The organism is Chitinophaga sp. 22620, from assembly GCF_052044405.1.
In the GTDB taxonomy this organism is placed as follows: Bacteria; Bacteroidota; Bacteroidia; order Chitinophagales; family Chitinophagaceae; genus Chitinophaga.
Genome location: NZ_JBQEMV010000003.1, coordinates 648,744 through 663,510, shown reverse-complemented (window position 1 = coordinate 663,510; position 14,767 = coordinate 648,744). Strand labels below are relative to the sequence as shown.

The 14,767-nt window shown below is 53.3% G+C and carries 11 protein-coding genes; 4 read left to right on the top strand and 7 right to left on the bottom strand.

What is annotated here, in order from left to right:
* Nucleotides 1–27: 27 nt before the first annotated feature.
* Nucleotides 28–1,251 carry a FecR family protein gene (locus tag ACTJIK_RS18145; RefSeq protein WP_440648674.1) on the bottom strand — a complete coding sequence of 408 codons (1,224 nt, stop codon included), beginning with the start codon at nucleotides 1,249–1,251 and terminating at the stop codon, nucleotides 28–30.
* A 49-nt stretch (nucleotides 1,252–1,300) separates the two neighbouring features.
* Nucleotides 1,301–1,897, bottom strand: coding sequence for an RNA polymerase sigma factor (locus ACTJIK_RS18140; protein WP_440648672.1), 597 nt, complete (start codon nucleotides 1,895–1,897; stop codon nucleotides 1,301–1,303).
* Between the two features lie 286 nt (nucleotides 1,898–2,183).
* On the opposite strand from ACTJIK_RS18140, the gene ACTJIK_RS18135 reads away from it, so the two are divergent.
* The 3 genes from ACTJIK_RS18135 to ACTJIK_RS18125 all read left to right on the top strand — a co-directional run bounded on the left by ACTJIK_RS18135 (nucleotide 2,184) and on the right by ACTJIK_RS18125 (nucleotide 7,872).
* Nucleotides 2,184–2,450, top strand: a complete 267-nt coding sequence (locus ACTJIK_RS18135) for a hypothetical protein (RefSeq protein ID WP_440648670.1) — start codon at nucleotides 2,184–2,186, stop codon at nucleotides 2,448–2,450.
* 334 nt (nucleotides 2,451–2,784) lie between these two features.
* Entirely contained in the window at nucleotides 2,785–6,084 is a 3,300-nt protein-coding gene (locus ACTJIK_RS18130) for a SusC/RagA family TonB-linked outer membrane protein (protein WP_440648668.1), read from the top strand.
* A gap of 3 nt (nucleotides 6,085–6,087) precedes the next feature.
* Nucleotides 6,088–7,872: a RagB/SusD family nutrient uptake outer membrane protein gene (locus ACTJIK_RS18125; protein WP_440648666.1), complete on the top strand. Its 1,785-nt coding sequence runs from the start codon at nucleotides 6,088–6,090 to the stop codon at nucleotides 7,870–7,872.
* Between the two features lie 123 nt (nucleotides 7,873–7,995).
* On the opposite strand, the gene ACTJIK_RS18120 is transcribed toward ACTJIK_RS18125, so the two are convergent.
* From ACTJIK_RS18120 to ACTJIK_RS18100, 5 genes are all read right to left on the bottom strand, one after another.
* The gene (locus ACTJIK_RS18120) at nucleotides 7,996–8,643 is read right to left on the bottom strand and encodes a hypothetical protein (RefSeq protein WP_440648664.1); all 648 of its coding nucleotides are present in this window, start codon (nucleotides 8,641–8,643) and stop codon (nucleotides 7,996–7,998) included.
* 161 nt (nucleotides 8,644–8,804) lie between these two features.
* Nucleotides 8,805–9,548: a 3-keto-disaccharide hydrolase gene (locus tag ACTJIK_RS18115; RefSeq protein ID WP_440648662.1), complete on the bottom strand. Its 744-nt coding sequence runs from the start codon at nucleotides 9,546–9,548 to the stop codon at nucleotides 8,805–8,807.
* Between the two features lie 8 nt (nucleotides 9,549–9,556).
* Nucleotides 9,557–10,840: a Gfo/Idh/MocA family protein gene (locus tag ACTJIK_RS18110; RefSeq protein ID WP_440648660.1), complete on the bottom strand. Its 1,284-nt coding sequence runs from the start codon at nucleotides 10,838–10,840 to the stop codon at nucleotides 9,557–9,559.
* 139 nt (nucleotides 10,841–10,979) lie between these two features.
* On the bottom strand, nucleotides 10,980–12,482 hold the full coding sequence (locus tag ACTJIK_RS18105) for a magnesium chelatase (RefSeq protein WP_440648658.1): 1,503 nt from the start codon (nucleotides 12,480–12,482) through the stop codon (nucleotides 10,980–10,982).
* Between the two features lie 2 nt (nucleotides 12,483–12,484).
* A complete protein-coding gene (locus ACTJIK_RS18100; protein WP_440648656.1) occupies nucleotides 12,485–13,579 on the bottom strand; it encodes a vWA domain-containing protein in 1,095 nt (364 codons plus the stop codon).
* 134 nt (nucleotides 13,580–13,713) lie between these two features.
* Between ACTJIK_RS18100 and ACTJIK_RS18095 the strand changes: the two genes are divergently transcribed.
* On the top strand, nucleotides 13,714–14,556 hold the full coding sequence (locus tag ACTJIK_RS18095) for a sugar phosphate isomerase/epimerase family protein (protein WP_440648654.1): 843 nt from the start codon (nucleotides 13,714–13,716) through the stop codon (nucleotides 14,554–14,556).
* Nucleotides 14,557–14,767: the final 211 nt, after the last annotated feature.

The following is a 14,767-nucleotide window of genomic DNA, read 5'->3' as shown; positions in this document are numbered from 1 at the left end:
GGCGATTAGCTTTATCGTATTGGTTGATTATTGACGGACGATGATGGTTCCCCTTTCTGGTCCTTTCTCTAAAGAGAAATGAACGCCGCTGGTCAGCTCAAGGCTTTTCAGCACGGTGGCGAGGTCTGTGCTCCTGTTCATCACGCCCACGATGGAGGCCTGCGGTTTCCCGCTTTCATACCGGACATCTACATTGTACCACCGGCTCACCTGGTTCATGACGGTAGCCAGGTCCAGGTTGTTGAAATTGAATATGCCGCTTTTCCAGGCCACAGCATCTTCAGCGTTTTCCGGCGCAGTAACCGATATGGCAGGGACGTTCTCCCCGAACCGGGCCTGCTGGCCGGGTTTGAGCAACACGCTTTCAGTACCCTTCAGCAGCCTGATCTTCCCTTCCAGCAGCGTGGCGTGATGCACCGCATCGGCGGGATAGGCGCTGACGTTAAAATGTGTGCCCAGTACTTCCACTACGGCGCCGTTGGCCTCCACTTTGAACGGCTTATGAGGATTGCGGGCCACCTCAAAGTATGCCTCGCCGCTGATGGACACTGCCCGCTCGTTGCCGGTAAAAACTACCGGGAACGTAATGGTAGAAGCAGCATTCAGCCAAACGGCCGTTCCATCGGAGAGCATCACTTTATATTCCCCGCCGTTAGGCGTATGGATAGTGTTGTATTCAGCGGCCTGGCCGGCAATGGCCCAACCGTCCGCTTCCTGGTAGGAGACATGCCCTTCTTCCGGCTTGCTGACCGTGGCCCCTGCCTGCCGGGCCAATTGCCCGTTTGCGGCACTGTCCAGCACAATCGTAGTGCCGTTGGCGAGCGTTAGTACCGCCTTGCTGGTATTGCCGGGCACGACGTTAAATACGGCAGGAGCAATATCTTTTTGCCTGTCGCCTGCCCGGAACAGGAGGTGCCCAAGGGCGCCTGTCAGCACAAGGAGGCAAGCCGCGGCGGCATACTTTACCCAAGGGCGCATCCGGTGAACAGGTTTGTTGAAATGGAGCGCAGGAATGGCGGAGGAGAGCCTGGCATATACGGTATCAATCACCTGCTGCTGCCTTTCGGGTGGCAAAACGGCGGTGTGTGCGGCTGGCGCTTCGTCGAGCAACTGCTGCCAGATGTGCTGTACATCCGGGTCGCCGGCATAGCCGGAGAGCCTGCGGAGCGTCTGCTCATCCCCGGCTCCATCGAGCCATTGCCCGAACAAAAGGCGCAGTTCGTTTTCTTTTTCAGCTGGCGTCATGTACATAATACGCTGCTTGGACAAAAAGTAGCTACTGCCTGCATAAATTTTTTTTTTAGCTGAACAGCCAGGCCACCAATAAGGCTCCCGCCAGGTCGGGCCTCCTGGCAGCCAATTCACGGAGGCTTTGGGTGGCCTTCACAAGGTGATTGTTTACGGTGGTCCGGGAAATGTTCAACAATACGCTGACCTCTTCGTGAGATCTCTGCTCCAGCTTGCAGAGTTTAAACACCAGCCGGCGCTGAGGCGGTAGCTGCTCGATCGCATTGGTCAGCCAGGCGGTATTTTCTTTCCGGAATATCCAGTGCTCAATACTTTCCTGGTTTTCGGCACTTGCTTTCAGTAAATTATCTACCAGCTCCTGGTTCCTCTTTGCCTTCCTGAAGAGACTGATGACGAGGTTGTTGGATATCTTAAATAAAAATGCGCCGAACGACTTATCGGGGTCTATCTCTGCTCTTTTCTGCCAGATAATGGAAAAGACATCCTGCAGGATGTCCGCCGCCAGGTCTTCGGATTTTAGCACGCTGACCAGCTTGGCAAAAACGCGCGGGCTATAGTAATAATAAATGGCATGAAAAGCCTCCGTATCTCCTTCCGATAGACGTTGGACGTATACTTTCTCATGTGCCGGATCAAAACCAGATGACATACCAGATATTGTTTGTGCGGCTTCCGTTACAGGCTTTTGGTTGAAATTGCTGCCGGTGTAAAATACAGCTGCTGTTAAGGAAATCCGTTGAAATGTACAACGGTAATTTATATGTGAAAATATGAAATCGCCCCCTGATCGTATAAAATTACAAATTTCCTGAAATAAAGGTATGTGTTGCCGGTTGCTGGTAAAATAAGGAGCCAGGCCCATATTGTGCAAAGAAAAAAGATCACAGCATGTGATCTTTGGACATTTTAGAAAGTACAGTTATATTCATATAATAATGATCACGCTCAAAAAACTAAAAATCTTCCAACAACATTCCGGCAACCTGGACGCCCTCCGGCAAACAAACAGCACCGACAAAGACGCCATCACCAGCCACGACTGGTTCGTGATCGGCAACCTCATCCAGGATATTAAGCTGGTGAACCGCGGCCTTGCCTCCCCATCTTACGCCGGCAGGGCAGAGGAAGAATTAAGAAACGTCTGCGACGGTGCAACAACGATCAGCGAGCTGAGGAGAATGGCGGATGACCGATTGCCGTGAAGCATAAATTCGCTTCCGAAGAAAATACATTTGAACAAAAACCCGCTATCATAGCGGGTTTTTGTTATTTATTGAAACGTTGTTCAATTCCCTTTCGAGATTATGAATTTGTTAAATGAACTTTTCATGAATGAACTCCTTGATGTTTTTTTTCAATTTTACCCCTGATGGGCATGAGGTAGCAAATTTCAGAAAAGACAACAAATTTATGAAAGTAGCATAATGACTGGCAGGCGGCTTCCAGCGCAGGGTTTGCCATGTATTCACTGTTCGTTTATATCGTTCCCGTCACTTATTTTCTGGCAAAATCAAAATCTATATCAAAACCTATATTATGTATTACGGAAACAAAAAGCTTTATCCAACACGGCGCACCTTTCAAAGAAGGCTGGCCTGCATTGCATTGCTCCTTGCAGGGATCGGGGCAGGCCGGGCGGAAGCCGCATCTCCGGCGCCGCATGCAAATGCCGCGGTATCGGTGGCAGACCGGCAGGTGACCGGCAGGGTGACAGCTACTACCGGAGAGGCTTTACCCGGGGTGACCGTTGTGATCAAAGGTACACAGACCGGCACCGTTACAGATGTCAACGGGAATTACACTATGAACATACCCGACAAAGGAGCTATACTGGTATTTACTTATATCGGTTACGTTAGCCAGGAAGTCAGGCCCGACCGGGAAGGCACGCTCAACGTACAGCTGGCGGCCGACGCAAAATCGCTCAATGCAGTGGTGGTAGTGGGCTACGGCACGCAAAAGAAAGTGAACCTTACCGGGGCGGTAGACCAGGTTGGCCCGGAAGTATTTAAGAACCGCCCGGTGCCTAACCTGGCACAAGGCCTTGTGGGAGTAGTGCCTAACCTGAACCTCAGGATGCTGGACGGAAAGCCTACGCAATCGCCTGCGTTCAACATCCGCGGCACCACTTCCATCGGGCAGGGCGGCAACGCATTGGTGCTGATAGACGGCGTGGAAGGCGATCCCCGCATGCTCAACCCCAACGACATTGAAAGTATCTCCGTTTTGAAAGATGCCGCATCCGCCTCTATTTATGGCGCGCGCGCCGCATTTGGCGTAGTGCTTATTACTACCAAAATGCCCGTGGCAGGGAAAACAAGCGTTGCCTATTCCGCCAACTATGCTATCAAATCGCCTACGGAAGTACCGGACAATATCACCGATTCCTACCCCTGGGCAAAAGCATTCAGCGATGCATGGTCCAGGTGGAACGACAACGGCAGCACGCCTACGGCCATCAATAAGACCATCAGCTTTTCTCCTACTTACCTCGCGGAGATCAAAAGAAGATGGGAAGATCCCTCGTTGCCGAGAATAGAGGTAGACCCCGGCAATGGCGAATACAAATACTATTACAGCACCGACTGGTACGACGAACTGTATAAGAAAAATTTTGGCGCGCAGGAGCATAACCTGTCAGTTTCCGGGGGAAGCGAAAAGGCTACTTTTTACCTGAGCGGCCGGTACAATGGCGAGGATGGCTTATTCCGCTACAATAGCGACGAATATAAGATGTATAACCTGCGGGCTAAAGGCAGCATGCATTTAACGCCGTGGCTGCAGATCGATAACAATACAGAATATTCCACGCAGAAGTATCACCAGCCGCTGAACGTTGGCGAGGGCAGCGGTGTATACCGGAATATTGCGGATGAAGGCCACCCGCTGGCTCCGTTACTGAATCCGGATGGTACGCTGTCATTTTCCGCAGCCTATACAGTAGGCGACTATTACATCGGCCGGAACGCTATAGATAACACACAACGTTTTCTTAAAAACAGGGTCGGCGCCAGGGCGCACTTCCTGGAAGACAGGCTGAACATCCGTGCGGACTTCACTTTCCAGACCACCGACATCGCCTCTCAGCAGAACCGCGTACAGGTGCCCTACAGCCGCTATAAAGGCGTGATTGGTTATACCGGAACCAATACGAACGATCTGCAGGAGCGGAAAAGAACGACGAACTATCTCGCTACCAACTTTTACGCGGATTACAAGCACAAGTTCAACGGCGGCCATGACTTCACTTTCCTGGCCGGTTTCAACTACGAACAATCGATCTACAATAATTTGACCGTGCAGCGCAACGGTGTTGTTTACGGTGCTGCTGACGATATCAGTCTTGCCCTTGGCCAGAGCATCACTACTACCGGCGGTTACCAGAAATGGGCGATCGCGGGCGGCTTCTACCGCATCAATTACAACTTCCGCGAACGTTACCTGCTGGAAGTGAACGGACGTTACGATGGTTCCTCCAAATTCCCTACAGATCAGCAATGGGGATTCTTCCCTTCTGTATCCGCCGGCTGGAGAGTATCCGAAGAGCCGTTTTGGGGAGTGAGCCCCAAGGTACTTTCGAATGTTAAATTACGGGCCTCGTATGGTTCGCTCGGTAACGGGAACATCGGTCCATACACCTTTTACGAAAAATTCCCGATCACGCAGTCCGGCCGTGTCATCAACGGCATCCGGCCGCAGACCACCCGCCAGTCGGTTGTGCTGCCCGACGGGCTCACCTGGGAAACTTCTACCACCGGCAACCTGGGCCTCGAATTCTCCGCGCTCAACAACCGCCTGTCGTTTACAGGTGATGTTTACAGGCGTTGGACGAAAGATATGTTCACAGTCGGACCCACCGTACCGGAAGTGTTCGGCACTGTTCAGCCGTTTGGCAACTATGCCAACCTCGAGACCACCGGTTGGGAATTGTCTGTTAGCTGGGATGATAAATTTACGATGGCGTCGAAACCCTTTATCTACGGTGTGCGGTTTACCCTGGCCGATTCAAGGGCGATCATCACCAAATACAACAATCCTGACAAGAACCTGACCGACTACTACGAAGGCCAGCGTGTGGGAGAGATCTGGGGATACCAGGTGGAAGGGCTGTTCAGATCGGCCGATGAAATTACCAGATCGCCCTCACAGTCCAATATTCCCAACACCAATACCCGTAAGAACTATGTAGGCGATCTTAAGTTCAGGAACCTGGATGGCGACAACGTGATCTACCAGGGTCTGAACCGCGTTGGCAATTCCGGCGACAAGACCATCATCGGCAACTCCGAGCCGCGTTATACTTTCGGGTTGGGCCTTTCAGGCGACTGGAACGGCATCTTCCTGTCCACTTTCTTCCAGGGTGTGATGAAACAGGACTGGTACCCCTCTTCAGAAGCGCGTTTCTGGGGAATGTACAACCGCCCGTATAATGCATACCCGCGCTGGCAGGAGGCTAATATGTTCCGCGAAGAGCTGGGTAATTTCGATGCTTACCTGCCCCGCCTGGTGGGCTACGTAGCCCAGGGCTCCGGCCGTGCGTTACAGGTGGCCAACGACCGTTTCCTGCAAAATGCGGCCTACATCAGGCTAAGGAATATACAGATCGGTTATACGCTGCCGCAACGCCTCATATCCAAAATACATGCCCGCGACCTGAAAGTATATGTGTCGGCAGAAAACCTCTGGACCTGGTCGCCCATGTACAAATGGACACGCGATACGGACGTGACCAGCATTTACGGCTCCGACCGTGATCTGAGCAGCGGCACCAGCGGCGATGGTTACAACTATCCCATGCTGAAATCGGTATCAATTGGTTTGACCCTCAATTTTTAAATTATGAACACTGGAAAAATATTCAACTATACGCTTGCGCTGGTAATGCTGTTGTCGGCAGGCTCCTGCAACCTCGATGAAGTGCCGGTAGACACTGCCACCAACGAAGCCGTATTCGGGTCGGAAAGCGGCCTGGAACTATATACAAACTCATTCTACGACCTGCTGCCGAACACGGATGTAGGCGTATTCCAGGATGACGATAATTCTGACCTGGTAGCCCGCAACGGGGTGGACAACTACCTGGCGCCGGGCGCCCTTTCACCCATCACCAGCACCGGCTGGAGCTTGTCGAACTGGACGGACCTGCGTAATATCAATTACTTCATAGAGAACGCAGAGAAGAGCACGGTATCTGCCAAAGCACACTACCTGGGTTTAGCCCGCTTTTTCCGCGCCCTGTTTTATTTCGAAAAAGTAAAAAGGTTCGGTGATGTGCCCTGGATCGATAAAACGATCGAAGTTACCGACATGGAGAAGCTGAACGCCCCGCGCGATAACAGGTTTGATGTGATGGACAAAGTATTGGCAGACCTGGACTATGCGATCGCGAACATCACGCTCACCAGCGACCAGAGCTGCACCCGCATCACCAAAAATGTAGCCCGTGCCTACAAAACACGGATCTGCCTGTTCGAAGCATCGTTCCGCAAATATCATACGAACTACAACAAGCAGGCTACGGCTGCCGCCTGGTACGAGGAAGTGGTAAAAGAAGCGGACGAGATCAAAGGCTTTTCGCTGCACCAGGGCGCCGCACCAGACAAAGGGTATCGTGAGCTGTTCATTGCGAAATCTGCATTTGCGGACGAAACAATCCTTTCCGTGGCACTGAGCTCCAATCTCCAGGTTTACAGCTCTGCAAACCGCCGGTTCATCAGCCCCACGTACGGCAACCGCCCCAGCCTGACACGCCGTTTTGTCAACACCTACCTCAACATCGATGGCACGCCGTTTACCAGCAACGCCGGGTATGCCACCACACCATTTGTGGAAGAAGTGAAAAACCGTGACCTCCGGCTGAAACAAACGATCCGCCTGGGAGATTACCGCAGAACGGAAAACGGCCTGCCCGTAGTTGCTCCGCCGAATTTCAACCAGACCTATACCGGCTACCAGCCTATCAAATGGTGCTACGACGAGCGGTTCCCCTTCGACGACGAAAGCCGCAACGACAATGCCCATATCATTATGCGCTGGGCCGAAGTGCTGCTCAACAAAGCGGAAGCGCTTGCCGAGCTGAACAGGATGACTGCCGCAGACTGGGCTGCAACCATAGGCGCGCTGCGCAAAAGGGCCGGCATCACAGGCGCCACGCTTACCACATTGCCTACCGTGGCGGACCCATACATGATCGGGTTCTTTGCCAATAAATTTACGAACCCCGTATTGCTGGAGGTGCTTCGCGAAAGAGGCGTTGAGCTGATCTTCGAAGGCCTTCGCCCGGACGATCTGAGGCGCTGGAAACTCGGCGATTTATTTGAGGATGCACCGATGAACGGCATGTATGTTCCAGCGCTGGGTGAGTACGATCTGAACGGTGATGGCATCAACGACGTATATTTCTACCAGGGCGCGAAGCCGCCATCCACCACGCCCGGTATTGCATTCGTAGACGTGAGCCCCTCCACCGCGGTGGGCCGTATACAGCTGTCTAACGGCACTTCAGGGGAAGTAATGTGGAACCCGGGGCGACGGGAGTGGCTCGATGCCAAATATTTATATCCCATTCCGCAGGCGGTGCGGGACAGGAACCCTAACCTGGGGCAGAACCCGGATTGGCAATAGATACAGCACTGTAGCTGCTATAACATAAAAGAGAGAGCTGCACAATCATGGTGCAGCTCTCTCTTTTGTATTTTTTATATTGCCCAGGCAGCTTCATAACCGGAGCAAAGCTGCCGGATATAATTATTTCCGTTTTAAAAGCCGCGTCATATGCTTAGCATATTGTTTGCTTGTGACAACCATTCCCTGCACCGTTTGCGTTACCACCGCCGCATATTGGCCGTAGAAAGTTAAGGTATCGCCTGACCAGGAGAATTTTGTGCCGGAAGGTTCAATCGGTATATTCGTCTGCCCGCCGCCGCCGGTCGGCACACTGGCAAATCCCGATTCGGAATAGATCGAATCTGTTCCGATCAGCTTATAGGTGCCGGAGGAAGTGTACCCGGAAGTGCTGAATGTAAAAGGTGCTTCAAATTCGTCATCCAGTTGCCCGTTCGTATAAGACCAGGCCTTTACAACTGTATCCACCGTATAACCGACGCCGGCCGATTTCATTTCTTTGGCAGTGAATTCGTAGGTGCCTGTGTTTTGTTTGGAAACATAATCGGAGATCGTTACCGTGCGCATGGTTTCACCGGCCATAGTCATTGTTATGTCGCTTTCGGTATGTGCGGCCATGTAAAGGAAGTCGTAGGTTCCAATGAGCGCTTGTGTACCTGCACCGCCGCCGCCGCCGCTGTTGTTGTCGGGTTCAATGCTTTCTTCTTTTGAGCAGGAAGCGAATGTAGCTGCGCCAATGGCCAGCAGGTAGAGGGAATGTGTCAATTTCATAATCAGACGGGTTGGGTCGTAGCGATAAAGATATCGAATATTTCAATATGATTCAAACGGCCTTCATGCGCTGCATATTTGCGTCTTTAACAGATCGGATCATATCATAAAAAAGGGAGCATTTCGTAATGCTCCCTTTTCATTCGTCTATATGGCAAGTATTAAAGTTTCCTGATCCAGATATTCCGGTAGCTCACCAGGTCGCCATGGTCCTGCAAAGCCAGCGGCAGCGCGCCATGTTTTTCGTAGAACGGTTTGCCGATATACAGGGTCTTTCCTTTCAGCTCGGTATTGTTCTGCACCAGCACGCCGTTATGCAGCACGGTTACGCGCGCGGGCGATTTTACGGTGCCGTCGTCGTTGAAACGGGGAGCGGTCCAGATCACGTCGTAGGTCTGCCATTCGCCGGGTTTCTTGCAGGCGTTCACCAGCGGGATGGCCTGTTTGTAGAGGCTGCCGGCCTGGCCGTTCACATACGTTTTATTGTTGTAGTTGTCCAGCACCTGCAGCTCGTAATTGGATTGCAGGAAAATGCCGCTGTTGCCGCGGCCCTGGCTTTCGCCTTTCACCACTTCGGGCGACCTCCACTCGATGTGCAGCTGGAAATCTTCGAACGACTCTTTGGTTTTGATGCCGCCTTTGCCCGGGGCTACGGTCATAGCTCCGTCTTTCAGTACCCAGGGAGCGTTTCCGCCGTCTTTGTCAGACACCCATTTGGACAGATCGCTGCCGTCGAACAGGATGATAGCGTCAGACGGGGCGGTGTTGGTAGCGGTGCCGGGAGTGATCACGGCGGGTACGGGTTCCCATACTTCGGTGTCAGCGGGTTTTGCCTGCTGCGCGGATGCGTGGAATGCGGGCGCGGCCAGTGCCGTGCAGATCAACAGAGATTTGATACGATGCATGTTTCAGTTTATTTAGGAAGTTTATAGTTGTTGTGATATTCGGGCGTGATGTATTTGTTGGCGTCTTTGCTGGTGAATTTGCCCTGCGCCGCCTCCCAGTATACTTTTTCGCCGGTGCGGAAGGCGATGTTGCCCATCTGCGCATTCACCGCCACGTTCGCGCCTGTTTTGATGTCGCACTTAAGGTCCGCCATGTTACGGCTTTTGATCACGTCGAGGAAGTTCCTGGTGTGTTTCACCAATCCGTTGTCCGACGCTTTGACGCGCGGCACTGCTTCCATTTTATCTTTTTCGGGTATCACTTCCCAGCCGCCGCGGTCCAGCACCAGGGTGCCGTTGTTGCCCACGAAGGCAATGCCATGCGTACGCCCGTAGGGGCCGCCGTCTATGCCGGTGGCATGTTCCCATTGCATATTAAAACCATCGAACTGGTAAATGGCTGTGAGCGTATCGGGAGTTTCCGCCGCATCGTCAGGGTAGGCGAACTTGCCGCCGGATGCCACGACAGATACAGGGTTGGAAGCTTTCATGCCATACAGCGCGTAGTCGATGAGGTGCACGCCCCAATCCGTCATCAGGCCGCCCGCATAATCCCAGTACCAGCGGAAGTTGAAGTGGAAGCGGTTGGGGTCGAAGGGGCGTTTGGCGGCGGGGCCCAGCCATGCCTCGTAGTTAACGCCGGCGGGGGGCGTAGTGATGTTCTGTTTCGGAACGGGCTTCATCCAGCCCATGTACGCCCATACTTTCACCAGGCGCACATTACCCAGCTTACCGGAATGCACGAAGGCGATGGCGTCGTTGAAATGCTGCATGCTGCGCTGCCACTGGCCCACCTGCACCACGCGGTTGTGGCGCTCCTGCGCGGCCACCATGGCGCGGCATTCGGCGATGGAATTGCCGATGGGTTTTTCAACATATACGTCTTTGCCGGCGGAGCAGGCGTCCGTCATCTGCAGGCAGTGCCAGTGGTCCGGCGTGCCGATCACCACGGCGTCTATGTCTTTATTTTCCAGCAGCTTCCGGTAATCGGAGTAAAGCTGCACTTTGATATTCTTTTTGGCCAGCTCGGCGGCGCGGTTGTTCAGCACGTTCTCGTCCACGTCGCAAAGGGCAACGCAATTGGTTTCCGGATGGTTCAGCAGGCCGTTCAGGTCGCTGAAACCCATACCGTTCACACCGATCACTGCAATGTTCACGCGGTCGCTGGGGGCCATGGCGCGGAGCGCGGAAGGGAAAAGAGCGGAACCGGCAAGAAAAGCGGAGGTGTTTTGGAGGAAGTTCCTTCTGTGCATAAGTTTTCACTGTTTTTTTGACGTGGAGTAATAAGTGTTACTCTGACAAGATAAAAAATTCTTGTTACAGTGCAAGTGCTTCTTTAAAAAGGAAAAAGGAGCGGATGGCCGCTCCTTTTTCCCGATATCTGGTCCGGTATTACAATTCTTCTTCTTCCTCCGGGTCCGCAGAGGTGCTGAAATTCATCATCGTTCCCAGCAGGTCGGAGAAGCGGGTTTCTTTTTCCAGCGTTTTTTTGCTGAGCAGGCTGTAGGCGGAAAGGCCATGCAGCACCATTTCCATCATCAGCAGCGATTCCTGTTTGCCCGCCTGGGGGAAAAGCCGCTTCACGAGTTCCGGCAGGCCGGTCACTTTGTTGAGGGCGGCTTCGTATTGTTTGTCCGTCGTATCCTGCAGCAGCTGGAGGGAATTCCCCTGGTCGAACCAGGTGATCACGGGGCGGTACGGATTGGTGTCCGCCGCGCCGGCCTTTCTTTTCTTGAAAGTATCCGGGTTCGGGAAATATTGCGCGAAAAGGGTGCGCAGGCTCTTTTCCAGCAGGTTCAATGCTACCTGCAAAGGCCCTTCCTGCTCGCCTTCGTATACCAGCTCTATTTTGCCCGTAATGCCGGGAATAATGCCCTGGAGGTCGTTGATGCGCACGTAGGTGCTCTTTTCCTTGTTGAGGATGGCCCTGCGCTCGGCGGCGCTCACCGCGTTCTCGAACGCGGCAATGGTAAGGCGGGCCGATACGCCGCTCTTTTTGTCCACGTATTCGCTGCCCCTGGCTTCAAATGCCACCTGTTCAATGATCCTTTTCACGATGTCGGGCATCTTCACCACGGCCTGCTGCTCCGCATGGATGGCGGCTTCCTGTTCGGTGATGAGCAGGGAGTTTTCCAGCGTTTTGGGATAGTGGGTGATGATCTGGCTTTCTATACGGTCCTTCAGCGGCGTCACGATGGCGCCGCGGTTGGTGTAGTCTTCGGGGTTGGCGGTGAATACGAACAGCATGTCCAGCGGCATTCTTACTTTAAAGCCGCGTATCTGTATATCGCCTTCCTGTAAGATATTGAAGAGCGCCACCTGGATGCGCGCCTGCAGGTCCGGCAGCTCGTTGATCACGAAAATGCCGCGGTTGCTGCGCGGGATAATGCCGAAATGGATCACCCGTTCGTCCGCATAGCTCAGCTTTTCATTGGCCGCCTTGATGGGGTCCACGTCGCCGATAAGGTCTGCTACAGACACGTCGGGCGTGGCCAGCTTTTCGCCGTACCGCGCATCGCGGCCGATCCATTCAATGGGCGTTTTGTCTCCCATCTGCGCCACCAGGTCCCGCGCATAGCGGCTGAGCGGGGCAAAGGGGCTGTCGTTCACTTCAGAGCCCGCCACAATGGGGATGAATTCATCCAGCAGGTCCGTCATCTGCCGGGCCATGCGCGTTTTAGCCTGGCCGCGCAGGCCGAGGAAGAGGATATTGTGACGGGAAAGCAGCGCCCTTTCCGTATCCGGTATCACGGTATCGTCGTAGCCGATAATGCCGGGGAAAGTGGTCTCTTTCTTTTTGAGTTTGGCAATGAGGTTCTGCCGGAGCTCTTCCTTTACAGACCTGTGTACATAACCGCTTTTCTTAAGTTCGCCGAGCGTCCTGATCTTTTCCATACTTATAACTTTTTCCTTTTTCCGCTTTCAAAATCGTAGAACAGGAATTGTCCCAGATTATCTGTGCCTGAAAAAAATGCTTTACCGTTGTTGGTTTCTGTGAATTCGTTGACAAATTGCTGCAGCCACGGGTCCGTAGCCACCATGAAAGTGGTGATGGGTATCTTGAGCTTCTTGCATTGCGCGGCCAGGTTGAGGGTACGGTTGAGTATCTTCCTGTCCAGCCCGAAGCTGTTCTTGTAATATTGTTTGCCCTGCTTGAGGCAGGTGGGTTTCCCGTCCGTGATCATGAAGATCTGTTTGTTGGGATTGCGGCGGCGCCGCAGGATGTCCATCGCCAGCTCAAGACCCGCCACGGTATTGGTGTGGAAGGGGCCGACCTGCAAATACGGGAGGTCCTTGATCTCGATCTGCCAGGCGTCGTTGCCGAACACGATGATGTCCAGCGTGTCTTTCGGGTAACGCGTCGTGATCAGCTCGCTGAGGGCCATGGCCACCTTTTTGGCTGGGGTGATGCGGTCTTCCCCGTAGAGGATCATCGAATGGGAGATGTCTATCATCAGCGCGGTGGAGGTCTGCGTCTTGAAATCGGTTTCCCGGATCTCCAGATCGTCCTGCTGCATGCTGAATGCCTCGATGCCGTGGTTGATCTGCGCGTTGCGGATGGAAGCGGTCATGTCTATCTGTTCCAGCGCGTCGCCAAATGCGTAGGGCCGCGTTTCAGCGTTCAATTCGTCGCCCTGCCCGGATTTGCGGATGTTGTGGTCGCCCACGCCGGATTTTTTCAGCTTGCCGAAGATCTCTTCCAGCGCACGTTTGCGGATGGTCTGCTCCGTTTTGGAGGTAATGGCGAAGCTGCCCTTTTCCTCGTTCTCACGGATGTATCCCTTGTCTTTCAGGTCCTGTATAAAATCCCCGATGCCATATTCGTTGTTGCTAAGCTGGTATTCTTTGTCCAGCTCGGTGAGCCATTGGAGGGCTTCCGCCACGTCGCCGCTCGTGTAGGTGAGCAGCTGTGTGAAAATGTCCAGTAACTTGTCAAACGGCGACTGACTGTTTTCGGAAGGATCATACCTGGAGAAAATAAAGCCTTTCATATCTTCACCGAAATTACGTAAAAAGTAAATACAGCACCGTTTGTCACGGCGGTGTTGCAAAATCCGGAAAAGGCTGTTATTTTTCGTGTCAGAAATACATTTTAATTAAAAGCTAAATGTTAAAATACACGTCTATGAGAACATTACGGAAAGGCCTGCTGACGCTCGGTATGGCTGCGTTGGTGTACGCAATGCCTGCCGCTGCGCAGAAAAAGGAAGCGAAGCTGGGCTGGAAACTGGGCGCCCAGGCCTACTCTTTCAACCGTTTTACCCTGGCCGAAGCGCTGGACAAGCTGGATTCCTGCGGTCTGCAGTATGTGGAATGTTACCCGGGGCAAACGATCGGGGGCGGCATTGAAGGCAAAATGGACTTCAAAATGGATGCAGCCAAACAGAAAGAAGTGCAGAACTTGCTGAAATCCAAGAAAAAGACCCTCGTGGCCTTCGGCGTGGTGAGCCCCCGCAGCGAAGCGGACTGGAAACAGCTGTTCGAATTCGCCAAAGCGATGAAGATCCAGATCATCACCTCCGAGCCCCGCGTGGAAGACCTGGACATCGTGTCCCGCCTGGCGGACGAATACAAGATCAAAGTGGCCATCCACGACCACCCGAAACCGAGCCACTACTGGCATCCGGACAGTGTGACCGCCGCCATGAAAGGCCGCAGCCAGTACATAGGCGCCTGTGCGGACATCGGCCACTGGGTTCGTTCCGGCCTGGATCCCGTTGAGTGCATGAAAACCCTCAACGGCCGCATTTACAGCCTGCATTTCAAAGACATGAACGAAAAGAGCCGCCAGGCGCACGATGTGATCTGGGGCACCGGCGTAAGCAACGTGGAGGCCGTTCTGCAGGAGCTGAAAGCGCAGAAGTTCAAAGGGCTGATCTCCGCTGAATACGAGCACAACTGGTTCAACAGCGTGCCTGAGATCACCCAGAGCGTGAAGAATGTGCGGGAAATGATCGAAAAGTTATAGGAAAATTAATATTAAGAAAGCGCCGGGAGGAAACTTCCGGCGTTTTTTTATGGCTGCCAGCCTGGGGGACCGCCTATAGCGCTACAGGAAAAAAGCCCGTCATTGCGAGGAGCAGCGGGGGAATTGTGCAGGAGGGGCGACGAAGCTGGCGTAAGGGAGCTTTTAATGCCCGGCAGGAAACCTCCGCAAAGCATAACAAAAAAGCTCCCGG

Bases quoted from the DNA above. Each gene is read 5' to 3' on its own strand.
- ACTJIK_RS18145 (WP_440648674.1), bottom strand. From the start codon at position 1,251: ATGTACATGACGCCAGCTGAAAAAGAAAACGAACTGCGCCTTTTGTTC.
- ACTJIK_RS18140 (WP_440648672.1), bottom strand. From the start codon at position 1,897: ATGTCATCTGGTTTTGATCCGGCACATGAGAAAGTATACGTCCAACGT.
- ACTJIK_RS18135 (WP_440648670.1), top strand. From the start codon at position 2,184: ATGATCACGCTCAAAAAACTAAAAATCTTCCAACAACATTCCGGCAAC.
- ACTJIK_RS18130 (WP_440648668.1), top strand. From the start codon at position 2,785: ATGTATTACGGAAACAAAAAGCTTTATCCAACACGGCGCACCTTTCAA.
- ACTJIK_RS18125 (WP_440648666.1), top strand. From the start codon at position 6,088: ATGAACACTGGAAAAATATTCAACTATACGCTTGCGCTGGTAATGCTG.
- ACTJIK_RS18120 (WP_440648664.1), bottom strand. From the start codon at position 8,643: ATGAAATTGACACATTCCCTCTACCTGCTGGCCATTGGCGCAGCTACA.
- ACTJIK_RS18115 (WP_440648662.1), bottom strand. From the start codon at position 9,548: ATGCATCGTATCAAATCTCTGTTGATCTGCACGGCACTGGCCGCGCCC.
- ACTJIK_RS18110 (WP_440648660.1), bottom strand. From the start codon at position 10,840: ATGCACAGAAGGAACTTCCTCCAAAACACCTCCGCTTTTCTTGCCGGT.
- ACTJIK_RS18105 (WP_440648658.1), bottom strand. From the start codon at position 12,482: ATGGAAAAGATCAGGACGCTCGGCGAACTTAAGAAAAGCGGTTATGTA.
- ACTJIK_RS18100 (WP_440648656.1), bottom strand. From the start codon at position 13,579: ATGAAAGGCTTTATTTTCTCCAGGTATGATCCTTCCGAAAACAGTCAG.
- ACTJIK_RS18095 (WP_440648654.1), top strand. From the start codon at position 13,714: ATGAGAACATTACGGAAAGGCCTGCTGACGCTCGGTATGGCTGCGTTG.